The sequence below is a fragment of the Actinopolymorpha cephalotaxi genome, assembly GCF_013408535.1.
Lineage (GTDB): Bacteria > Actinomycetota > Actinomycetes > Propionibacteriales > Actinopolymorphaceae > Actinopolymorpha > Actinopolymorpha cephalotaxi.
Map to the genome: position 1 here is coordinate 2,098,027 of NZ_JACBZA010000001.1, position 21,236 is coordinate 2,119,262.

The window sequence follows — 21,236 nt, forward strand, 5'->3', positions numbered from 1 at the left end:
GCAGGATCGGGCCATGGCGATGACGGCGCAGGTCAAGGCGGAGCTCACCAGCGCGACGGTGACGAAACCCTGTTGCCGCAAAGCGGAGGTGTCCGCGACCCTTCGGTTCGCCGGCGGCCTGCACATCGTCAGCGGCCGGATCGTCATCGAGGCCGAGCTGGACACCGGTGCTTCGGTCCGGCGACTACGCAGAGAGATCGCCGAGGTCTTCGGCCACGTCAGCGACGTGCTGGTGCTCGCTCCTGGTGGCCTTCGCAAGTCCAACCGGTTCGTCCTGCGCGTGGTCCGGGAGGGTGAGGCGCTCGCCCGCCAGACCGGCCTGCTCGACGGTCGCGGCCGGCCCGTACGCGGGCTGCCGCCGCAGGTGGTCAACGGTTCGACGTGTGACGCCGTGGCCGCCTGGCGCGGCGCCTTCCTCGCCCACGGCTCGCTGACCGAGCCGGGTCGTTCCGGCGCGCTGGAGGTCACCTGCCCCGGCCCGGAGGCCGCGCTCGCCCTGGTCGGCGCCGCCCGGCGGATCGGCATCGTGGCCAAGGCCCGCGAGGTGCGCGGCATCGACCGGGTGGTGATCCGCGACGGCGACGCGATCGGCGCGCTGCTCACCCGGCTGGGTGCGCACGAGAGCCTGATGGCCTGGGAGGAACGCCGGATGCGCCGGGAGGTGCGCGCCACCGCCAACCGGCTCGCCAACTTCGACGACGCCAACCTCCGGCGTTCGGCCCGCGCCGCCGTGGCCGCGGGGTCCCGGGTCCAGCGCGCGCTGGAGATCCTGGGTGAGGAGGTGCCCGAGCACCTGCAGCTGGCCGGCCGGCTGCGCCTGGAACACCGGCAGGCCTCCCTGGAGGAGCTCGGCCAGATCCACGAGCCGCCCCTGACCAAGGACGCGATCGCCGGTCGCATCCGGCGGCTCCTGGCGATGGCCGACAAACGGGCGGCCGACCTCGGGGTTCCCGGCACCGACGCCAACCTCACCGCGGAGATGATGAGTTCCTGACGGCTTCCCGGCACCTTCGGGCCGGGTGCCCCACCGGGTTCGCGACCAGCGGCTCCGTCCGTCGCGGGCCGGGTCGGGGGATGGTGGGGCTGACCAGATAGTCTCCGCGGTGAGAATGCCTCGGCGCACACCCAGGGAATCCCCGCCAGGCAACGAGGCCAGGCCCCTGTCCGCAGCGCAGATGCACGACAAGCAACGACCCCATGCGAGGGAGCGTCCTGTGACCATTCGGGTTGGAATCAACGGCTTCGGCCGGATCGGCCGTAACTTCTTCCGGGCCGCACTCGCCCAGGGTGCGGACGTCGAGATCGTCGGTGTGAACGACCTCACCGGCAACGACGTCCTGGCCCACATGCTGAAGTACGACTCGGTGCTCGGCCGGCTCGACGCCGAGGTGACGTACGACGACACGTCGCTGACCGTCGACGGCAAGTCCTTCCGCGCCACCGCGGAGACCGACCCGGCGAAGCTGCCGTGGGCGGAGCTCGGCGCGGACGTCGTCATCGAGTCGACCGGTCGCTTCACCAAGGCGGCCGACGCCCGCAAGCACGTCGAAGCCGGCGCCAAGAAGGTCATCATCTCCGCGCCGGCCACCGATGAGGACATCACCATCGTGCTCGGCGTCAACGACGACAAGTACGACCCGGCGAAGCACCACGTCATCTCCAACGCGTCGTGCACCACCAACTGCGTGGCGCCGATGACGAAGGTGCTGCTCGACAACTTCGGGTTCACCAAGGGTCTGATGACCACGATCCACGCCTACACCACCGAGCAGCAGCTGCTCGACCAGATCGCGGTGACCCGCAAGGGCTCGGTCAACCTGCGCCGTGCGCGGGCGGCCGCCATCAACATCATCCCCACGACCACGGGTGCGGCGAAGGCGACCAGCCTGGTCATCCCCGAGGTCAAGGGCAAGCTCGACGGCATGGCGTTCCGTGTCCCGGTGCCGACCGGCTCCGTCACCGACCTCGTGGTCGACCTGGAGCGGGAGACCACCAAGGAGGAGGTCAACGCGGCGTTCAAGGCTGCCGCCGAGGGCCCGCTGAAGGACATCCTCGTCTACACCGAGGACGAGATCGTCTCCTCCGACATCGTCAACACCGCACCGAGCTGCACGATCGACGCGTCGCTGACGATGGTCAACGGCAACCAGGTCAAGGTCGTCGGCTGGTACGACAACGAGTGGGGCTACTCCAACCGTCTGGTCGACCTCGCCGCCCTCGTGGGTCGGTCCCTGTGACCCTGGCGACCATCGACGACCTGGGTGACCTTCGTGGCCGGCTGGTGCTGGTCCGCTCCGACCTGAACGTCCCGCTGGACGAGGGGCGGATCACCGACGACGGCCGCATCCGGGCCAGCGTCCCGACCATCCGCGCGCTCGCCGACAAGGGCGCGCGGGTGGTCGTGACCGCCCACCTCGGCCGGCCGAAGGGCGCACCGGACCCGAAGTTCTCCCTGGCGCCGGTGGCCGAGCGCCTCGGTGAGGTGCTCGGCGCCCCGGTGGCGTTCGCCTCCGACCTGGTCGGTTCGAGCGCGCAGGAGACGGTGGACGGCCTGGCCGACGGGCAGGTCGCCCTGCTGGAGAACGTCCGGTTCGACCCGCGGGAGACCAGCAAGGACGACGCCGAGCGCGGTGCGCTGGCCGACGAGCTGGCGAAGTTCGCCGACGCGTTCGTCTCCGACGGGTTCGGTGCGGTGCACCGCAAGCACGCCAGCGTGTACGACGTGGCGCAGCGGCTGCCGCACGCCGCCGGCGGCCTGGTGGTCGCCGAGGTCGAGGCGCTCCGCCGGCTGACCGACCAGCCCGAACGCCCCTACGCCGTCGTGCTGGGTGGCGCGAAGGTCTCCGACAAGCTCGGCGTCATCGACAACCTGCTCGGCAAAGCCGACCTGCTGCTGATCGGCGGCGGCATGGTCTTCACCTTCCTCGCCGCGCAGGGGCACGAGATCGGCAAGAGCCTGCTCGAGGCCGACCAGCTGGAGACCGTCAAGCGCTACTTGTCGCAGAACGGCGACCGGATCGTGCTGCCGGTCGACGTGGTCGCCGCGACCGAGTTCTCCGGGGACGCCGAGCACGACGTCGTGTCCGTGGACGCGATCCCGGCCGACCGGCTCGGCCTGGACATCGGCCCGGAGTCGGGCCGGCTGTTCGCGGAGAAGCTGTCCGGCGCGAAGACGGTGTTCTGGAACGGCCCGATGGGCGTCTCGGAGATCCCGGCCTACGCGGAGGGCACCCGGGCGGTCGCGCAGGTGCTCACCGAGATCGACGGCCTGTCGGTCGTCGGCGGCGGCGACTCCGCGGCGGCGGTGCGTACTCTCGGCTTCGACGAGGACGCTTTCGGACACATCTCGACCGGTGGCGGTGCGAGCCTCGAATACCTCGAGGGCAAGACGCTGCCGGGCATCGCGGTCCTGGAGGACTAGACAGTGGCGACGAAGCAGACCGGCGGCCGCAGGGTGCTGATGGCCGGCAACTGGAAGATGAACCTCGATCACCGCGAGGCAGTCCACCTGGTCCAGAAGCTCACCTGGATCCTGCAGGACAAGAAGCACGACTACGAACGCGTCGAGGTGGCCGTGCTGCCGGCGTTCACCGCGATCCGGTCGGTGCAGACGCTGATCGACGGCGACAAGCTCCACCTGGTGCACGGTGCGCAGGACATCAGCCAGTACGACAAGGGCGCCTACACCGGGGACGTCTCCGGTGAGATGCTCGCCAAGCTGGGCTGCAGGTACGTCCTCGTCGGGCACTCCGAGCGCCGGCAGTACCACAACGAGGACGACCAGCTCGTCAACGCCAAGGTGCAGGCCGCGTTCCGGCACGGCCTGGTGCCGATCCTGTGTGTCGGCGAGGGCCTGGAGGTCCGGCGCGAGGGACGCCAGGTCGAGCACGCCGTCGGCCAGGTGCAAGCAGCACTTGACGGTCTGAAGGCCGAGCAGGTCGCCGACATCGTGATCGCGTACGAGCCGGTGTGGGCGATCGGCACCGGTGAGGTGGCCACGCCCGAGGACGCGCAGGAGGTCTGCGCGGCCATCCGGCAGGCGGTCGCCGACCGTTACGACGCCAACGTCGCGGACGCGGTGCGGGTGCTCTACGGCGGGTCGGTGAAGGCGGCCAACTCGGCCGGCATCATGGCCCAGCCCGACGTCGACGGCGCTCTGGTCGGCGGGGCGAGCCTGGACCCGGAGGAGTTCGCCGGGATCTGCCGTTACCACGAGCTGCCCAACCTGCCTTCCTGAGCAGGGAATCACCGTGGTCGCTTGCCCTGGTCGTCGCACGTGGTGACCGACCCGGTGATCGACCCGGTGAGTGACATGCCCGAACGCCCGTACGTCGTCGCCAGTGCGGCCCAGTCGGTGGACGGTTACCTGGACGACAGTGCCGACGCCCGGCTGGTCCTGTCCGGTGAGGCGGACCTGGACCGGGTGGACGACGTACGGGCCGGGTGCGACGCGATCCTGGTCGGTGCGCACACCGTCCGGCGGGACGACCCGCGACTGCTGGTCCGGTCCTCCGAACGCCGGCAGGCGCGGGTGGCGGCCGGTCTTCCACCGAACCCGGCCAAGGTGGTGCTCACCCGTTCCGGCGACCTCGACCCCGGTGCGGCGTTCTTCACCGCCGGTCCGGAGACGACGCCGCGGCTCGTCTACGCCTCCGCCGGCTCGGCCGCGGAGCTGCGTGCGCGACTGGGCTCCACGGCCACGGTCGTCGACACCGACGACCTGGTTGGCGATTTGGCAGGCGACCTGAGTGGCGGCCCTTCGGACGGGGTGGACCTCACCGCGGTGCTCGCCGACCTGCATCGGCGCGGCGTGCGCCGCCTGCTGGTCGAGGGTGGTTCGCGCATCCTCACCGCGTTCCTCGCCGCGGATCTGGTGGACGAACTGCACCTGGTGGTCGCGCCGTTCTTCGTCGGCGACCCGGACGCGCCCCGACTGGTCGGTGCGGGCGACTTCCCGCACGGGCCGGGCAACCGGATGCGGCTGGCCGAGGTACGCCAGGTCGGTGACGTGATGCTGGCCCGCTACCTGCTCGCGGCCGCCGACGACTTCTGGCTGCGGCGGGCGATCGAGCTGTCCCGCGCCTGCCCGCCCACCGAGTCGGCGTACGCGGTGGGTGCGGTGGTCGTCGACGACACCGGACACGAGATCGCCACCGGCTACTCCCGGGAGACCGGCCCGCGCGAGCACGCCGAGGAGGTCGCGCTGAGCCGGGTCGACCCGGCCGACCCGCGGCTGGCCGCGGCCACGATGTACACCAGCCTGGAGCCCTGCAGCGCCCGCGCCTCCCATCCCGTGCCCTGCGCGGACCTGATCATCCGCGCGGGCATCCGCCGGGTGGTGCTCGCCTGGCGCGAACCCGCGCTGTTCGTCGACTGCCACGGCGTGGAACGCCTGCGCGACGCGGGCGTCGAGGTGGTGGAGCTACCCGAGCTCGCCCCGCTGGTCCGCGAGGTCAACGCCCACCTCTTCGACTAGGAGATGGCGTTCCGGGCCTCCTCCCGAACGGGGTGGAGGTACTCAACGGGCTTGCCGATCCTGGTGGCGTAGGCGATCTCGCGGTTGGTGGACTCTCCGACGTAGCCGCCGACGTTCAGCACCAGCACCTCGTCGGCCAGGTCGATCTTCCGCAGATGCAGCGCGCCGAGCCGCGCCTTCAGCTCGTCCACCTCGCCCGCGCCGTCCGCCCCGAACAGGTCACCGTCGGCCCTGGTGTCACAGCCGATCGACAGGACGATCACGCTGGCCAGGGTGAGCCGAAGGTTCTGCCGGCGGAACTCCTCGTAGAACCTCGTGGAGCCGCACAGGACCACGATCCGCGGCCGGTCGCCGCCGAAGTCGCGCACCAGGTCGTGATGCTCGGCGCACTCGGCCGAGTCGTGGGCAGAGCTCATTGCGTGTCGTCCCTTCCGTACGGCCCGCGCCGAGGCTTCTCCGCCGGCGCGGTCCGTGCCGGTGCCGGACCGGCGCCTCCGCATTATCGCCAGTCGGTGTTCGATGCAGGTTTCCGGCTGCGGCCGAGGGCGATTCGCACCACGACCGCGGTGTACGCGCAGAGCACGGCGAGCCCGCCCCACCACGGGAGCGGGAAGTACCCGGCCGACGGCGCGTAGTGCGCGGTCACCTGCGGATACCTCACCATCGTCTGCTGGACGGCGAAGCCCGCGGCCGGGGTGAGCCGCAGCAGCCACTCCGACACCGTGTCCGGCAGCAGCGGGACCGCGGTGACGGCGTAGGGCACGGCGATCAGCGACGAACCGACGAGGATCGCCGCCCAGCCGCGCCGCAGCAGCACACCGAGTCCGTACGTGAGCATCGCGCACAGCGCGAGCACCGCCGCGACTCCGACGCTCACCCGCGCGCCGGTCGCGGCGGACACCGGCTGTACGGGGATGCCGCTGCCCTCGAGGATCACCAGCCCCACCGGGAGGGTGACGCCGACAGCGACCAGACCGGTGACGAAGGTGGCTGCCCCGAGGACGGCCGCCTGGGCGGCGATCACGCGTCGGGAGCCCATGCCAGGAGCCGTACGGGCGCCGTAGCGGCCCGCGACGACGATCACGACGATCAGTGCGACCGTCAGGCCGAGCAGGATCATCGCGACGGCCGGCACGCCCTCCTCACTGCGTGGGCCGATGTCGCCGGTGCCACTGACCGTGACACCGCCGTCGTGCCGCACCGCTCCGGACGGGTGGTGGTCCTTCTCCCAGTCGGTCTCGTTCATCCGGCCGACCGGGCTGCTGACCCAGGAGCCGGTGGCACTGCCCTCGACGGTGACATGGTCGAACGTGCCGACGGCCTGGGTGAACCGGACCTCCTCGATCGCACCGCCGAGGCCGACCTTGCGGAGGGTCAGGTCGCCGGGGGAGGTGGCGAAGAGCCCGACCTGCACGGTGTTCGGCAGCCCGGCGAGTTTCACCGTCCCGACGGTGTGCCACCGCCGGCCGTCGGTGGACTCGGCGCCGGTGATGGTGCCGGCCGAGCGGGTGAGGCGCAGCCAGCGCGGGGACCGCTCCGATACGCCGCCCACGCTTCCGGCGACGTCGTGCTCGTAGTCGTACTGGAAGCGCACGCCGTGGCTGCCGGTCATCATCAGCGCCGCGTACGGCGAGCCCTGCCGCAACCCGTCCTTGACGATGATTCCGGCCTTCGCCCACGGCACGAGGCCGGACACGATCTGGTCGTGGTTCGGCGGAGGGTAGGTGATCGTCCCCGTCATCGAGGTCATCCGGACCGTGATGCTGCCCTCGGGCCCCAGGTCACGATGCAGGAACCAGAACCTGTCGCTGACGGTGGAACCGTCGCCGGCGACGGGAACGGACGGGCAGGGGCCAGGGTCGCAGGACGAGCGGTTGGCGAGGCAGACCAGCAGGCCGACGGAGATGACGGTGAGGGCTGCGGCGGCCAGGGCGACGAGCCGGCCAGGGTGGCAGAACGCGGTCCACTCCCGCCGAAGGAGTTCGGTGGTCGACATGCCGTCGGTTCTACGAGGCAGTGGGTAACACGGCCCGAACCGATGCTGTCATGCCGCTGTTAGGTGGTGCCGGGCATGCTGGTGGCATGACCAGGCTTCGCGGCGGAACGGTGGGCGTGCGCTTCACGATCCTGTACGCGGTGGTGTTCCTCCTGTCCGGCGCCGGGTTGCTGGGCCTGACCCTGCTCCTCTCCGACGTCAGCATGAGCAGGTCGGTCCCGGCCGGGGGTGTTCCGGGCGGGAATCCCCCCGCCCAGGACAGCCTCGCCGTGGCGCAGCAGCGCATCCGGCAGCTGGAGGACCAGCTGGGCGCGGTGCACACACAGCAGTCCCGCCAGTTCCTGGTGGCCTCGCTGATGGCGCTGCTCGTGATGGCGGTCGCCGCGTTGCTACTCGGTCGGGTGCTGGCCAGGCGTGTTCTGCGGCCGTTGCGGCTCATCACGAGTGCCACGCAGCGCATCTCCGCCGACAGCCTGGATCGGCGGCTGGGCGTGTCCGGTCCGGCCGACGAGGTGAAGGAACTCGCCGACACCATCGACGGCTTGCTCGGTCGGCTCGAGGCGTCGTTCACCGCGCAACGTCGCTTCGTCGCCAACTCCTCCCACGACCTCCGGACACCGCTGGCGACGATGCGGGCGTCGCTGGACGTCGCGGTCGCCAAGCCGGACCCTCCCGCCTCGACGGTGGCACTCGCGGAACGTCTGCGGACCCAGCTCGATCGGGTCGATCACCTGCTGGACGGCTTCCTCGTACTGGCGCGGGCGCAGCACGGCCCGCTGCCCGACACCGCCGTGGTGGATCTCGGCGGGCTGATCGACGGCGCGCTGAGCGAAAGAGCAGCCGACGTACAGGGGAAGCGGCTGCGGGTGACGGCGGACCTTCGGCCGGGGACGGCGATCCAGGGCAGCCCGGCGCTGCTGGCGCGGCTGGTGGGCAACGTCGTCGACAACGCCGTGACCCACAACGAGGACGGCGGGTGGATCGCGATCACCGGGTCCGCCGGCGAGCAGGAGACGGTGTTCGCCGTCGAGACCGGCGGGCTGGTCCTCGACCAGCGGGAGGTCGACCGGCTGACGCACCCCTTCGAGCGGCTCGGCGGCGAGCGTACCGGCTCCTCGGGTCTGGGTCTGTCCATCGTGGCCGCTGTCGCCGCCGCACACGGCGGCCGGCTCGCGCTGTTCGCCCGGCCGGAGGGCGGCCTGCGGGTGTCGGTCACCCTCCCGGCGAGGTCTGCCGACCACCGCGCGACCATTCTTCCGGCGAACGTCGCGGGGGTTCCGGTGGCATGAGGGTTCTCGTGGTCGAAGACGAACGCGCCCTCGCCGACGTCGTCGTGGAAGGGCTGCGCGACCAGGGGATGGCCGTCGACCTCGCGCGGGACGGCCTGACCGCCGTCGGCAAGCTCGACCTCACCGCGTACGACGTAGTGCTCCTGGACCGGGATCTGCCCGGTCTGCACGGCGACACGCTGTGCCGGATGGTCAGCGAGCGCGCGGACCGACCGATGGTGCTGATGCTGACCGCAGCTAGCGCCCCCGGCGACCGGGTCAGCGGGCTGACCCTGGGCGCGGACGACTATCTCGGCAAGCCGTTCCACTTCCCCGAGCTGGTCCTGCGCATCCGCGCGCTGGCTCGACGCAGGCCGGACGCGCGGCCCAGGCACCTGCGCGCGGCCGGCATCGAGCTGGATCCGGTCCGGCGTACCGCCGTCCGCGACGGGCGGGACCTCGACCTCTCGGTGAAGGAGTTCGCCGTGCTGGAGGCGCTGCTGCGGGCGAGTCCGGGTTTCCTGAGCGCCGAGGCCCTGCTGGAGCAGGTGTGGGACGAGAACGCCGACCCGTTCACCAACACCGTGGCGGTGACGGTGGGAAGGCTCCGGCGCAAGCTCGGCGACCCACCGGTCATCGCGACGACGCCCGGAGTCGGCTACCGGGTCGGGTGATCCGGCGACCCGCGTCGCGCGTGCTCCTCCACGACGTCGGCGAGGGTCTGGGCCAGCAGCCCGGCCACCGGCATGGTCACCCCGGCGACCCGGCCCGCGGCGACCACCTCCCACAGGTCCTTGCTCCACGGCCGGGACCGGACGGGCACCTGCGAGGCGTCGTAGGCCTGCGCGGTGCGGTCGAAGAAGCCCCACTCGCGTGCCGGCCAGGAGTCGCCGGTGCTGGTCCGGGCGACCTCCAGGACGGTCTCCACCGGAACCTCGTGCGCCTGCGCCAGCCGGAGCGCCTCGTGGGTGCCGGCCAGGGAGGCGAACATCATCAGCTGGTTCGCGAGCTTCACCGCGGAGCCCGCCCCCGGCGGACCGGCGTGCACCACCTGGTCGGCGATGGTGTCGAGGTACGGCCGGGCGGACGCGAGCGCCGGCTCGTCCGCACCGACCATGACCGTGAGCGCCCCCCGCTCGGCGCGTTCGGCGCCACCGCTGACCGGCGCGTCCAGGAACGCCAGCGAGCGATCCCGGGCACGGTCGCCGAGTTCCCGCGCGGTCGCGGGCAGCACGGTGCTGTGCACGGCGACCAGCGCGTCGTCGGCGAGTCGGTCGAGCAGCTTGGGGGTGTCCAGGACGGCGGTCACGGTGTCGTCGTCGGGTACGGCGAGGGCGAGCACCTGACAACCGGCGAGGTCGGCGAGGGAGTCCGCGCCGTCGGCACCGCGCTCGACCATCGTGGCGACCGTGCTTGAGTTGACGTCGTACGCCGTGACCGGCCATCCGGCCCGAACCAGCGCGGTGGCCATCGGGAGTCCGAGGTTGCCCAGTCCGACGAACCCGATCCGGGCCGATTTCGGCAGCGCGGCCATGGGGTCTCCTCTGGTCGGCGGTGATCTTGGTGACTATTGTCTACAACAGGCAAGCGCCTTCCACAATCGCCGAAGGGAAACGCTTCGTGGCCGGACGTCGCCGCATCGACCCGCCGAGCCTGGTGCAACTCGCCGCGCAGGAGTTACGCCGGATGATCCTGGCCGGTGAGCTGGCACCCGGCGAACGTCTGATCGAGGAACGGCTCACCGAGGAGCTCGGGATCAGCCGGCCGCCGCTGCGCGAGGCGATGCGGACGCTGCAGCACGAGGGTCTGGTCGAGATCACCCCGCGGCGCGGCGCGTCGGTGACCCGGCTGGCCGACGGCGACGTGGTGGAGATCCTCACGCTGCGGTCCTCGCTGGAGCGGCTGGCCGTCGAGATGGGGGTGCCGGTCACCGATCCCACCAGGCTGGCCCGCTGCCGGGCGGCGCTGGCCGAAATGCAGCGGTGCGCCGAGAGCGCCGACCGGGCCCAGCTGGTCGAGCGGGGCTACGAGTTCCACCGGGCGATCGTCGGCCTGGCCGGTCACCGGCGGCTGGAGGGCATCTACGACTCGCTGCACCAGCAGCAGCTGTGGTGCATGGCGATGAACCTCCACACCCGCGAGCACTTCTACGAGGACCTCGGCACCCACGTCGCCCGCCACCGGGACCTGCTCGACCTGATCGAGGCCGGCGATCCCGACGCCGTACTCCACGCGTTGGCGCACCACGGCGAGCGGTCGTTCACCCACGGCTTCCGGCAGCCCCGGCAGGACGCACCAACGGCACCGGACGCACGCGAAGCACCAGGCACATCAGACGCATCAGACGCATCAGACGCAGTGAGCAGGTGACAACGGCTACGCCCGCCCAGCACCCCGAAAGAGGTGGCCCGTGCACGGCAGCTCCGCACCTCACGATGTCGAACGTCCCGACCTGTCCCGGCGAGGTTTCCTGGCCCGTGCCGGGTTCGCCGCCGGCGGCCTGGCCTCCGTGGCCGCGGCGTGTTCGCCGTTTCGCGGCGAGGTGGACGACGAGAAGTCCGGTTCCACCACGATCCGGTTCATCACCCCGGCCGACCTGGGGCTGGAACGCACGCCCTACAAGGGTTTTCTGAAGGACTTCGAGAAGGCCAACTCCGGTACGAAGGTCACCGTCACCTTCGAGGCCTGGGACGACTACATGGCCAAGCTGCCCACGTTGCTGGCCGGTGGCGCCGTACCCGATCTGATCCACCAGCACCAGAGCATCGTGCAGGACTACGGCCACCGTCGTGGAACATCAGCATGGCGGCGTCGATGTTCTTGGTGATCCCGGTGCTGATCGTGTTCTTCGTCGCCCAGCGGCATTTCATCCGGGGCGTGGTGATGACCGGCATCTCGGGCAGGTGAACCCAGGCAGGGAAGGGAAACGCGCATGGACCAGGGGAGCCTTTCGGGCGTACGGGTGGTGGAGGCCGGGGTCTTCATGGCCGCGCCGTTCGCCGGAATGCAACTCGCCGACCTCGGCGCCGACGTGGTGAAGGTGGAGCCGCCGGGCAGGGGAGACCCGGCCCGCCAGGTCGGGCCGTACCTGCGGGGAGAGGGTTCGGCGTTCCTCCGGCTCAACCGCAACAAGCGTTCGGTGGCGGTCGACCTCAAGCATCCTGAAGGCAAGGCGGTGTTGACACGGCTGCTCACGAACGCCGACGTGTTCCTGCAGAACCTCCGCCCCGGCGCGATGGACGCGCTCGGCTTCGACTACGAGACCGTGCGGGCGCTGAACCCGCGGCTGGTCTACGTGTCGCTGTCGGGGTGGGGGCAGGACGGCCCGCGGGCGAGCCTGCCCGGCCTGGACGTGATGGCGCAGGCACGAGCGGGGCTGATGAGCATCACGGGGGAGCCGGACGGCCCGCCGGCGAAGGTGGGCGTACCCCTGTGTGACCTCACCTGCGGTCTGTACGCCGCGCTGGCGGCGGTCGCCGCGCTGCGCGCCCGGGACGCCGGCGGTGCCGACGGGGTGGGGCAGCACGTCGACGTGTCGCTGTTCGAGTCTGCGGTGTCGATGGGCATCTGGGAGGCCGGGAGGTACTTCGCCACCGGTGAGGTCGGCGGCCGGCTGGGCTCGGCCCACCAGAGCACCGCGCCCTACCAGGCGTTCGCCACCGCCGACGGATGGGTGACGTTCGGCGCCGTCACACCGCGCACCTGGGTGGCGGCCTGCGACGTGCTGGGCCTGGGTGAACTGGCCGACGACCCGCGCTACGCCGACGCCTACCAGCGGCAGCTGCTGCGGTCCGAGCTCACCCCTGTGATCGGGCGCGCAACCCGCGGTTGGCAGACCGGCGTCCTGGTGGGTGCGCTGGAGAAGGCCGGTGTCCCGTGCGCGCCGATCGCGGACTACGCCGAGGTGTTCACCGACGACCATCTGGGGGAGCGGGGCTACTACTGGGACGCGCCGCACCCCACGCTGGGAGACGTACGCCAGCTCGGTTCGCCGATGCGGATGTCGGCCACCCCGCCGGTGCGCGGGCCGGCCGGCCCGCCACTGGGCGCCGACAGCCGCGACGTCCTGCGCGAGGCGGGATTCGCGAGGTCGGAGATCGAGCGACTGGAAGCCGCCGGTGCCGTGCGGTGCGGTGAGCCGGACCGGGAAGGACGGTCGGAGTGAGTGACGCGGAACCATCGGGAACCACCGGAGCCACCGGAGCCACGGGAGCCACCAGAGCCACGGGAGCCACCAAGGATCTGCTCGTCGAGCGCGACGGGCCGGTGCTGCGGGTGACGTTCAACCGCCCGGAGCGGCGCAACGCCATGACCTGGGCGATGTACGACGGGTTGCTGGCCGCCTGCGCACAGGCAGAGTCCGACACCGAGATCCGGGTGATGGTGGTGCGGGGCGCCGGTGACGAGGCGTTCGTCGCGGGCACCGACATCGGGCAGTTCGCGGAGTTCACCGGCGGCGACGCCGGGGTGGCGTACGAGCGGCGGATGACCCGGCTGCTGGAGGCGGTGGCGGGGGTGCGGGTGCCGACCGTCGCGGTGATCACCGGCTACTGCGTGGGCGCGGGCCTGGCCATCGCCGCGTCCTGCGACCTGCGGATCGCCGCCCGCGGCGCGCGGTTCGGCGTACCGATCGCGCGGACCGTCGGCAACTGCCTGTCCACCGGCACGGTCGCGCTGCTGGTGGACAACCTCGGCCCCGCCCGCACCCTCGACATGGTGCTGCGGGCCAGGCTGCTGGACGAGACCGAGGTCGCCGCGGCGGGGTTCCTCTCGCAGGTCTGCGAGCTCGAGGAGGTCGACACCGCGGCCGAGGCCCTGGTCGCCAGGCTGGTCGAGCACGCGCCGCTGACGATGTGGGCCACCAAGCAGGCCGTATGCCGGATCATGGCCGCGCGCGTCCCGGACGACACCGACCTCGTGCACCGCGTCTACGACAGCGCGGACTTCCGTGCGGGGGTGGCGGCGTTCGTGGCCAAGCGGCGCCCCACCTGGACCGGCACCTAAACAATCTCCGGCGCGCCGATGAGGGTGGCGACGTCGGCGGCGATCCGGTCGGGAAACTCGCCGTTGACGGCGTGCGAGGCGTCCGGGTAGACCCGGACCGTGCCGTGGCGGAGCGCGCGCTCGGCGGTTCGGGCGGCGACCTCGGGGCGGTGCATGACGGACCGGCCGGCGATGATCGCGAGCACCGGCAGGTCGAGGGTGGCGAGTCGTTCCTCGGTGATCCGGCCGGGCTGGGGGAGCTTCAGGGCGTAGTGCCGCATGCCGGCCTCGATCATGTCCGCGACGGGCACGTCCTTCACGGGGGCGCCGCCCGCGGTGTAGGAGTTGAAGCCGTCCCGCCAGGACTTCGGCAACCACGGCAGCGCCGCCGGCAGGGACCGGACGATCGTCGCGAGCGGCATGTCGTCGAACACGAAGACGGGATCGACGAGCGTGACGCTGGCGAGGTGTCCGGGTTCGCGCAGGGCGAGGTTGGCCGCGGTCCAGCCGCCGATGGAGATTCCGACGAGGTGGAACGCCTTCTCCGGCAGGGCTTCCAGGGTCTGGTGCAGCCAGGCCGCCTGGTCGGCGTCGGTGCTGATCGGGTGTTCCTGGACGCTCATCCCGGGTTCGCCGAGCAGGTCGACGGTGTAGACGTCGCCGAGCCGGAGCAGGGACGGCAGGTTGTCCGCCCACACCGGGGAGGCCGACGCCCGGCCGGGCAGCAGGACGAGCGGAGCTGTGTCGTTCCCGGTGCCGGCGAAGCGGTAGACGCGGACGACGCCGTAGTCGGTGCGTACGTCGATGGTCCGGGCCGGCTCGGGCAGAGCGGCGAACGCCGCGTCGTAGGCGGACAGGAACCGCCTCCGTCCCTCGGCACTGTCCCAGTGACCCACGCGAGTACCTCGCCGCCTGCGGGTGTCCACCACTGCCGCCCCCCTGACCGATCGGTAAGTAATTCAACCCTACGGTAAGGTGCGGGGGTGGCGACAAGGCGGGCGGCGACAGGACGAGCCGCGGACGGCGACGCGCGGGCGCTGACGCTGACCGAGCGGGCGCGCAGGGCACAGCTGATCGACATCACGATCGATCGGGTCGCGGAGAAGGGACATGCCGGTACGTCACTGGCGGGCATCGCCGAGGCCGCCGGCATCACCAAGGCGGCGGTGCTCTACCACTTCGCGACCAAGGAAACCCTCGTGAAGGCCGCGTACGACCAGGTGCTGGGCGCACTCGCCACCGACGTCGCCGCCGCGACCGAAGCCGCCGGCGAGCTCGCGGCTCCGGCGGCCTACGTACGGTCGATGATCGGTCATCTGCACAGGCATCCGCGCCACACGCGCATGATCGTCGAGGCGGTCAGCCACGGCGGGGCCGAGCACGCGACGCAGGCGCGGTGGCGGCCGCTGGCCCACCTCGTCGACGTCGCCGCGCGGGCTCGCGGTGGCGCGGGCGTCGACTCGCGGACACTGGCGATCATCATCGGCGGCGCGATCGACGCCATCGTCACCGAGCGCCTCCGGGACCCCGGCTTCGACACCGCCGGGGCGGCCGACCGCCTCGCGGAGCTTGTCGAGGCTGCCCTGGCGGGTTGACCGCCGACCACCGCTGGCTTCCGCCCGCCACCGCCGGCCACTGCCGGCCCGGAACGCGCGCGGTGGCCGGGCCCCGAAGGACCCGGCCGCCGCTGCTCACTGCCGACTGCACGGTGTTGCCGCAGCCGCCGTGACGTCGTACTGGTTCAGCTACTTCCGTGTGTCAGCTACTTCTGTGTGTCAGCTGGTGCCGTGCGAGTCGCAGGGCAACCGTCAGAGCCGAGCCTTGCCGGCCGCCTTGGCCTCGGCCTGCGCGTCCGCCCGGCGCTCCTTGACCTCACCGGAGAGGTCGGCCTTGCGGTCCTGCGGCGCGGCCATCGTCCGCATCGCGGCCGGGGCCTGGAGGTTCTCGAACTGACCCGACACCGTGCCACGCACGCGGTTGTTCTCACCGGTCGGGGCCGGGTCGTTCCCGGTGCCGGACAGGTTGCCGCGCACGATGTTGTTGCTCACCACGACGGTCGCGGTGTTGTTGGAGACGTCCACGTTGCCACCCCAGTAGCTGGTGCCGGAGCACGGAGCCAGCGGCCCGTCGCCGCCCAGCTGCAGGGTGTCGGAGTTGCCGGTGTAGCTGGCGTCCCCGTAGACCTCGCTCTCGCAGAAGACCGAGCCCTCCTTGTTGCCGGCGACCGTCAGCTTGCCGCCGATCGTGGAGTTGTAGACGTCCAGGTAACGCGTGCCCTGGCCGGTGAGAGCGCCACCGACCTGTGTGCCGTCGATGACGACCTCGCCCGGGACCGCCGCGTTGACCCGGCCGGTGACCTTGGAGTCGACGGCGTAGACGAACCCGTCCTGCTCAGCGCCCTGGTCGGCGTTGGCGTTGACCGCGCCACCGACGTTGCTGCCGTAGAAGTACGACCCGAACGCGTTGCTGGCCGAGACGTTCTTGGCGATCGTGGTGTCGGTGGTGTCGATGTAGCCGTCCTTCGCCACCGCGACGGTGCCCTTGAACGTCGCACCGTCCACGATCAGATCGGCACCGGCCGCTACCCGGACGTTGCCCTCGACGGTGGTGCCGTTGAGCCAGCAGGCCTTGCCCGCCGGAACAACCAGGTCACCCGGAACCGTAACGGCACCGCCCTCACCGACGCAGCTGGTCACGAGGTCGGCGTTGGCCGGCATCGCGAACGCGATCCCGCCCGCTGCGACCAGAGACGTCGCGGCGATTGCACTTCGTAGCTTCATATGGTGCGGTCCTCCCCGGTAAGTGGTGGTGGTCCGCCTGGAGGAACGCGGTAGTGCAAGAACGAACATCCCCCCCGTACGGACGAACATCATCTTTCACGAAAGGTCCGCTATGTGAAGCTTGGTTCCATATGCTTCCGGAATCGGACGTCCGTTCCGCACCAAACGGACATCGTGCCGCCACATTCAGACGTCGGCGAGCCGCGCACCGGCCACCGGCCGTCGCGTCCGCAACCTCGTTCGAGCGCTGCGAAAATGCCGGTCAGGGAATGCGCGCGGTCCATTCGGCGGTGCCGAACTTCGTCGCCACCAGATCGGCGGCTGCCTGCTGCTCGTTCGCCGTCAAGGTGTCGTTGACAAGGCCGTAACGCCTGCGGAAGTGCGCGACCATCCTGTCGACGATCTCCGTCCGCGGCAACCCGGTCTGGCGCCGAAGGGGGTCCACTCGCTTGCCCGCGCTGGTCGTTCCCTTGTCCGACAGCTTTTCCCGGCCGATGCGGAGGACTTCCAGCATCTTGTCGGCGTCGATGTCGTAGGCCATCGTCACGTGGTGCAGGACCGAGCCGGTGGCCAGCCGCTTCTGCGCCGCCCCGCCGATCTTGCCGCCGTCGGAGGTGATGTCGTTGAGCGGTTGGTACCACGCGCGCACGCCGAGGTCCTCGTTGAACGCCCCGAGCACCCAGTCGTCGAGGTAGGCGTAGGAGTCCGCGAACGACATCCCGTCGATGAGCGACGTCGGCGCGTACAGCGAGTACGTGATGGTGTTGCCCGGCTCGATGAACATCGCGCCGCCACCGCTGATCCGCCGGACCACCTCGATGCCGTGCCGGTGGGCGCCCTCGCCGTCGACCTCGTTGCGCAGCGACTGGAAGCTGCCGATCACCACACAGGGCTTCGCCCACTCCCAGATCCGCAGTGTCGGCGGGCGGCGTCCGGCGGCGACGTCCACGGCCAGCACCTCGTCGATCGCCATGTGCATCGCCGGGTCCTGCGGTCCCTCGTGGACCAGGTGCCAGTCGTGGTCGTGCCACTCGGTGGCCCGGGCCAGGGCGCGGCGGACCGCGATCGCCACCGCCTGGGCGGAGAAGCCGAGGAGTACGGCGTCGGGGCCGAGCCCGGCGTCCACGCGTTCGGCCAGCACCCGGGTGTCGGCGGTGGCGGGCAGCCCGGTCAGTGCGGCGTTGATCGCGTCCAGTGCCTCGTCGGGTTCGAGGAAGAAGTCACCGCTGACCCGGACGTCCGCCAGCACGCCGCCGGCGACGTCGAGGTCGGCGACCACCAGCTTGCCGCCCGGCACCTTGTACTCACCGTGCACTTCGCCACCTGCCTGTCCTGTTCGCGGTCGGCACCCGCTGCGTCCGCCGCCGTCGGTGTCAACGTCGGCGGACGCCGAGGTCCTTCCCGTCGGCCCGTCGGCCCGTCGGCCGGTTCGCCTCAGGCGCCCTCGAGGACGGCGTCGACGACCGCGCGGGCCTCCTTCTGCACCTCCGCCAGGTGTTCGGGTCCCTGGAACGACTCGGCGTAGATCTTGTAGACGTCCTCGGTGCCGGAGGGCCGGGCGGCGAACCACGCACTGCGCGTCGTCACCTTGAGGCCGCCGATCGGTGCGTCGTTGCCCGGCGCCGTGGTGAGCTTGGCGGTGATCTCCTCACCGGCGAGCTCGGTGGCGGTGACCTGCTCGGGCGCGAGTTTGCCCAGGGCGGCCTTCTGCTCGCGGTTGGCGGGCGCGTCCACCCGGGCGTACGCCGGCTCGCCGAACCTCGCCGTCAGGTCGGCGTAGTGCTCGCTGGGGGAGCGGCCGGTGACCGCCTGGATCTCCGAGGCGAGCAGGGCCAGGATCAGGCCGTCCTTGTCGGTGGTCCAGACCGTTCCGTCGGTACGCAGGAACGACGCGCCCGCGCTCTCCTCGCCGCCGAAGCCCACCGAGCCGTCGAGCAGCCCCGGCACGAACCACTTGAAGCCCACCGGGACCTCCAGCAGCGTGCGGCCGAGGTCGTCGGCCACCAGGTCGATCATCGAGGAGCTGACCAGCGTCTTGCCGACCGCCGCGCCGCCGGGCCAGCCGTCCCGGTGGCCGAACAGGTAGGAGATCGCCACCGCGAGGTAGTGGTTGGGGTTCATCAGCCCGTCGGGGGTGACGATGCCGTGCCGGTCGGCGTCGGCATCGTTGCCGGTGGCGATCTGGTACGCCTCACGCTTGCCGATCAGCGAGGCCATCGCGTGCGGCGAGGAGCAGTCCATCCGGATCTTGCCGTCCCAGTCCAGCGTCATGAACCGCCAGGTCGGGTCCGCGACCGGGTTGACCACGGTGAGGTCCAGCCCGTACCGCTCACCGATCTCGCCCCAGTAGGCGACGCTCGCCCCGCCCAGCGGGTCCGCGCCGATCCGCACCCCCGCCGACCGGATCGCCGCGAGGTCCACGACGGCCGGGAGGTCGCGCACGTAGGCGTCGAGGAAGTCGTACCGGTCGGTGGTGTCGGCCGCCCGCGCCCGGGCGAACGGGATCCGGCGTACGTCGGACAGCCCGGCGCGGACGATCTCGTTCGCGCGGTTCTGGATCCACTTCGTGATGTCGGTGTCGGCAGGTCCGCCGTTCGGCGGGTTGTACTTGAACCCGCCGTCCGCGGGCGGGTTGTGCGACGGGGTCACGACCACGCCGTCGGCGAGGCCCTCGGTGCGGTCGCGGTTGTGGGTGAGGATCGCGTGCGACAGCGCCGGCGTCGGCGTGTAGCCGTCGCGGGCGTCGATCAGCACGGTCACGTCGTTGGCCGCGAACACCTCCAGCGCGGTGGTCCATGCCGGCTCGGACAGGGCGTGGGTGTCCCGGGCGAGGAACAGCGGTCCGGTGACGCCGGCGTTCGCGCGGTGCTCGCAGATGGCCTGGCTGACCGCGGCGATGTGGTCGTCGTTGAACGACAGGGACAGGCTCGACCCGCGATGGCCGGACGTACCGAACGACACCTGCTGGTCGGCCACCTCGGCGTCGGGGTGCCCGGCGTAGTAGGCGGTGACCAGGTGGGCGACGTCCACGAGGTCGGATTCCTCGGCGGGCTGCCCGGCACGTGCGTCGACGCTCATCGGCTCGTCCCTCTCCTCGAACTCGGGTGGTCAGCGGAGCCGGCGCTCCGGCTGCTCGGGTCCAGCCTGCCAGCCGGAGGCGCACCACACGTGCCGACCCGTCCGCGCTCCTGGCTGCCTGCGGCCACGGGCACGGACACCGGCTGCCCGCGGCTCTGGCTGCCTGCGGCCACGGCGGCGAATCCCGGTGGCGACCGAGCGGGCGCGCACCGCAGAATGGCACCTTGTGACAGGTCCTCGTCCCACCGAGGCGGCACCCGGTGGGCAGGGCCCCACGGGATGGCGCCGCCGGCTGACCGCGCTGTGGCCCGACCTCACCCCGCTGCGCACCTCCCGTGACTTCCGCCTGCTGTGGATCGCCGGAACGGTGTTCTACCTGGGGGGGATGGTCTCGTACGTCGCTTTGCCCTACCAGCTCTACCACCTCACCGGCTCCAACTTCGCCGTCGGAGCGCTCGGCCTGGTGCAGCTGGTCCCGCTGGTCGTCTGCGGGTTGTACGGCGGCGCGCTGGCCGACCGCGCGGACCGGCGCAAGGTGCTGGTGGGCACCGGCCTCGGGCAGTGCCTGCTCACCGCCGTACTCCTCGCGAACGCCGCTCTCGACGACCCGTCGGTCGCGGCGATCTACGCCGTGGGCGCGCTGCTCGCGGTGGCCCAGGCGCTGCAGCGGCCGAGCCGGGAGGCGCTCATTCCGCGGGTGGTCGGGCACGACCAGCTTCCGGCCGCGGTCGCGCTCAGCTCGATCGGCGTGCAGGTGAGCATGCTGGCCGGGCCCACCCTCGGCGGGCTGATCCTGGCGTCCGGGGGAGCGGCCTGGGCGTACGCCGTGGACGTCGCGGGGCTGGCCGTGGCCACGGCGATCTTCGCCGGCCTGCGGCCCTGCCCTCCGGTGGCGAGGGCGATCAGCTCCGGGATCGCGGCGACCGTACGCGAGATCGGCGACGGGCTGTCCTACGCCGTACGCCGTCGCGACCTGCTCGGCACCTACATCGTCGACCTCACCGCGATGTTCCTGGCGATGCCGACCGTGCTGTTCCCGGCGTTCGCCGCCGACGTGCTGCGTGAACCCGCCGCACTGGGCCTGCTGTACTCCGCCGGCACCGTCGGGTCGCTGCTGGCCACCGCGACCAGCGGCTGGGTCGCGCGGGTCCACCACCACGGCCGCGCGGTGGTGCTCGCGGCGGCGACCTGGGGTGCGGCGGTGGTGCTCGCCGGACTCTCGCCGTCGGTGTGGCTCGCCGTGGTCGCCCTGGCGGTGGCCGGAGCCGCCGACATGGTGAGCGGACTGTTCCGGAGCGTGATCTGGAACCAGACGATTCCCGACGAACGCCGGGGCCGGCTCGCCGGGATCGAGATGCTGTCGTACTCCATCGGGCCGCTCGGCGGCGAGGCGCGCGCCGGTCTGGTCGCCGACGCCACCAGTGTGCGAACCGCGATCGTGAGCGGTGGCGCACTGTGCGTCCTCGGCGTCGGGCTGGTGGCCGCCTGGCTGCACGACTTCTGGCGCTACGACGACCGCACCGACGAGCACGCGATCCACGAACGCGAGGTGCGCGCCGCCCGCGCCGCTCAGACGCCGGTCGGCTGAGCCCTTTCGTGATCCGGTCAGGCCCGGCCGCCGGGTCCGGCTCACCCCGCGGAAACACCCGGGCGGT

General features: G+C 71.5%; 20 protein-coding genes. 13 read left to right on the forward strand and 7 right to left on the reverse strand.

All coding sequences use genetic code 11. The annotated features are described in order from the left end of the window. Nucleotides 1-13: 13 nt before the first annotated feature. From whiA to FHR37_RS09330, 5 genes are all read left to right on the forward strand, one after another. Complete coding sequence (whiA, locus tag FHR37_RS09310) at nucleotides 14-994, forward strand: DNA-binding protein WhiA (RefSeq protein WP_092883637.1); 981 nt, start codon at nucleotides 14-16, stop codon at nucleotides 992-994. 220 nt (nucleotides 995-1,214) lie between these two features. Continuing rightward, the gene (gene gap / locus FHR37_RS09315; protein WP_092883638.1) at nucleotides 1,215-2,237 is read left to right on the forward strand and encodes a type I glyceraldehyde-3-phosphate dehydrogenase; all 1,023 of its coding nucleotides are present in this window, start codon (nucleotides 1,215-1,217) and stop codon (nucleotides 2,235-2,237) included. 2 nt (nucleotides 2,238-2,239) lie between these two features. Continuing rightward, complete coding sequence (locus FHR37_RS09320) at nucleotides 2,240-3,421, forward strand: phosphoglycerate kinase (protein WP_092883787.1); 1,182 nt, start codon at nucleotides 2,240-2,242, stop codon at nucleotides 3,419-3,421. Nucleotides 3,422-3,460: 39 nt separating this feature from the next. Then, on the forward strand, nucleotides 3,461-4,237 hold the full coding sequence (tpiA, locus tag FHR37_RS09325) for a triose-phosphate isomerase (protein ID WP_092883788.1): 777 nt from the start codon (nucleotides 3,461-3,463) through the stop codon (nucleotides 4,235-4,237). 21 nt (nucleotides 4,238-4,258) lie between these two features. Beyond that, nucleotides 4,259-5,476 (forward strand): dihydrofolate reductase family protein, encoded by a 1,218-nt coding sequence (locus FHR37_RS09330; protein ID WP_237768804.1) that lies wholly within the window; start codon nucleotides 4,259-4,261, stop codon nucleotides 5,474-5,476. Here FHR37_RS09330 and FHR37_RS09335 read toward each other — a convergent pair. Then, complete coding sequence (locus tag FHR37_RS09335; protein WP_237768805.1) at nucleotides 5,473-5,892, reverse strand: hypothetical protein; 420 nt, start codon at nucleotides 5,890-5,892, stop codon at nucleotides 5,473-5,475. The two genes, FHR37_RS09330 and FHR37_RS09335, sit on opposite strands and share 4 nt — an antisense overlap. A gap of 83 nt (nucleotides 5,893-5,975) precedes the next feature. Then, a complete protein-coding gene (locus FHR37_RS09340) occupies nucleotides 5,976-7,472 on the reverse strand; it encodes a DUF1349 domain-containing protein (RefSeq protein WP_092883639.1) in 1,497 nt (498 codons plus the stop codon). A gap of 86 nt (nucleotides 7,473-7,558) precedes the next feature. Between FHR37_RS09340 and FHR37_RS09345 the strand changes: the two genes are divergently transcribed. Both FHR37_RS09345 and FHR37_RS09350 read left to right on the forward strand, forming a co-directional pair. Next, nucleotides 7,559-8,761 (forward strand): sensor histidine kinase, encoded by a 1,203-nt coding sequence (locus FHR37_RS09345; RefSeq protein ID WP_092883640.1) that lies wholly within the window; start codon nucleotides 7,559-7,561, stop codon nucleotides 8,759-8,761. After that, nucleotides 8,758-9,414, forward strand: a complete 657-nt coding sequence (locus FHR37_RS09350; protein WP_092883641.1) for a response regulator transcription factor — start codon at nucleotides 8,758-8,760, stop codon at nucleotides 9,412-9,414. The genes FHR37_RS09345 and FHR37_RS09350 overlap by 4 nt, the downstream gene beginning before the upstream one ends. On the opposite strand, the gene FHR37_RS09355 is transcribed toward FHR37_RS09350, so the two are convergent. After that, nucleotides 9,399-10,274 (reverse strand): NAD(P)-dependent oxidoreductase, encoded by an 876-nt coding sequence (locus FHR37_RS09355; protein WP_092883642.1) that lies wholly within the window; start codon nucleotides 10,272-10,274, stop codon nucleotides 9,399-9,401. The genes FHR37_RS09350 and FHR37_RS09355 overlap by 16 nt on opposite strands. 86 nt (nucleotides 10,275-10,360) lie before the next feature. Between FHR37_RS09355 and FHR37_RS09360 the strand changes: the two genes are divergently transcribed. The 4 genes from FHR37_RS09360 to FHR37_RS09375 all read left to right on the forward strand — a co-directional run bounded on the left by FHR37_RS09360 (nucleotide 10,361) and on the right by FHR37_RS09375 (nucleotide 13,744). Then, entirely contained in the window at nucleotides 10,361-11,110 is a 750-nt protein-coding gene (locus FHR37_RS09360; protein ID WP_237768806.1) for a GntR family transcriptional regulator, read from the forward strand. Between the two features lie 40 nt (nucleotides 11,111-11,150). Beyond that, on the forward strand, nucleotides 11,151-11,567 hold the full coding sequence (locus tag FHR37_RS33035; RefSeq protein ID WP_092883643.1) for an ABC transporter substrate-binding protein: 417 nt from the start codon (nucleotides 11,151-11,153) through the stop codon (nucleotides 11,565-11,567). A gap of 105 nt (nucleotides 11,568-11,672) precedes the next feature. Then, nucleotides 11,673-12,905, forward strand: coding sequence for a CaiB/BaiF CoA transferase family protein (locus FHR37_RS09370; protein WP_092883644.1), 1,233 nt, complete (start codon nucleotides 11,673-11,675; stop codon nucleotides 12,903-12,905). Beyond that, nucleotides 12,902-13,744, forward strand: a complete 843-nt coding sequence (locus FHR37_RS09375; RefSeq protein ID WP_092883645.1) for an enoyl-CoA hydratase/isomerase family protein — start codon at nucleotides 12,902-12,904, stop codon at nucleotides 13,742-13,744. The genes FHR37_RS09370 and FHR37_RS09375 overlap by 4 nt, the downstream gene beginning before the upstream one ends. Here FHR37_RS09375 and FHR37_RS09380 read toward each other — a convergent pair. Next, the gene (locus FHR37_RS09380) at nucleotides 13,741-14,619 is read right to left on the reverse strand and encodes an alpha/beta fold hydrolase (RefSeq protein ID WP_237768807.1); all 879 of its coding nucleotides are present in this window, start codon (nucleotides 14,617-14,619) and stop codon (nucleotides 13,741-13,743) included. The two genes, FHR37_RS09375 and FHR37_RS09380, sit on opposite strands and share 4 nt — an antisense overlap. An 87-nt stretch (nucleotides 14,620-14,706) precedes the next feature. On the opposite strand from FHR37_RS09380, the gene FHR37_RS09385 reads away from it, so the two are divergent. Further along, nucleotides 14,707-15,318, forward strand: coding sequence for a TetR/AcrR family transcriptional regulator (locus FHR37_RS09385; protein ID WP_092883647.1), 612 nt, complete (start codon nucleotides 14,707-14,709; stop codon nucleotides 15,316-15,318). Between the two features lie 213 nt (nucleotides 15,319-15,531). Here the strand turns inward: FHR37_RS09385 and FHR37_RS09390 are convergent, their stop codons facing one another. The 3 genes from FHR37_RS09390 to pgm all read right to left on the reverse strand — a co-directional run bounded on the left by FHR37_RS09390 (nucleotide 15,532) and on the right by pgm (nucleotide 19,581). Next, entirely contained in the window at nucleotides 15,532-16,503 is a 972-nt protein-coding gene (locus FHR37_RS09390; RefSeq protein ID WP_092883648.1) for a hypothetical protein, read from the reverse strand. A gap of 262 nt (nucleotides 16,504-16,765) precedes the next feature. Next, nucleotides 16,766-17,818 (reverse strand): lipoate--protein ligase family protein, encoded by a 1,053-nt coding sequence (locus FHR37_RS09395; RefSeq protein WP_092883649.1) that lies wholly within the window; start codon nucleotides 17,816-17,818, stop codon nucleotides 16,766-16,768. Between the two features lie 119 nt (nucleotides 17,819-17,937). Then, the gene (pgm, locus tag FHR37_RS09400; RefSeq protein ID WP_092883650.1) at nucleotides 17,938-19,581 is read right to left on the reverse strand and encodes a phosphoglucomutase (alpha-D-glucose-1,6-bisphosphate-dependent); all 1,644 of its coding nucleotides are present in this window, start codon (nucleotides 19,579-19,581) and stop codon (nucleotides 17,938-17,940) included. Nucleotides 19,582-19,807: 226 nt separating this feature from the next. Here pgm and FHR37_RS09405 point away from each other — a divergent pair, with 226 nt between their 5' ends. Next, on the forward strand, nucleotides 19,808-21,169 hold the full coding sequence (locus tag FHR37_RS09405; protein ID WP_202818102.1) for an MFS transporter: 1,362 nt from the start codon (nucleotides 19,808-19,810) through the stop codon (nucleotides 21,167-21,169). The last annotated feature ends 67 nt before the right edge of the window (nucleotides 21,170-21,236 follow it).

Bases quoted from the DNA above. Each gene is read 5' to 3' on its own strand.
- pgm (WP_092883650.1), bottom strand. From the start codon at position 19,581: ATGAGCGTCGACGCACGTGCCGGGCAGCCCGCCGAGGAATCCGACCTC.
- FHR37_RS09335 (WP_237768805.1), bottom strand. From the start codon at position 5,892: ATGAGCTCTGCCCACGACTCGGCCGAGTGCGCCGAGCATCACGACCTG.
- whiA (WP_092883637.1), top strand. From the start codon at position 14: ATGGCGATGACGGCGCAGGTCAAGGCGGAGCTCACCAGCGCGACGGTG.
- FHR37_RS09355 (WP_092883642.1), bottom strand. From the start codon at position 10,274: ATGGCCGCGCTGCCGAAATCGGCCCGGATCGGGTTCGTCGGACTGGGC.
- FHR37_RS09350 (WP_092883641.1), top strand. From the start codon at position 8,758: ATGAGGGTTCTCGTGGTCGAAGACGAACGCGCCCTCGCCGACGTCGTC.
- tpiA (WP_092883788.1), top strand. From the start codon at position 3,461: ATGGCCGGCAACTGGAAGATGAACCTCGATCACCGCGAGGCAGTCCAC.
- FHR37_RS09340 (WP_092883639.1), bottom strand. From the start codon at position 7,472: ATGTCGACCACCGAACTCCTTCGGCGGGAGTGGACCGCGTTCTGCCAC.
- FHR37_RS09370 (WP_092883644.1), top strand. From the start codon at position 11,673: ATGGACCAGGGGAGCCTTTCGGGCGTACGGGTGGTGGAGGCCGGGGTC.
- FHR37_RS09390 (WP_092883648.1), bottom strand. From the start codon at position 16,503: ATGAAGCTACGAAGTGCAATCGCCGCGACGTCTCTGGTCGCAGCGGGC.
- FHR37_RS09345 (WP_092883640.1), top strand. From the start codon at position 7,559: ATGACCAGGCTTCGCGGCGGAACGGTGGGCGTGCGCTTCACGATCCTG.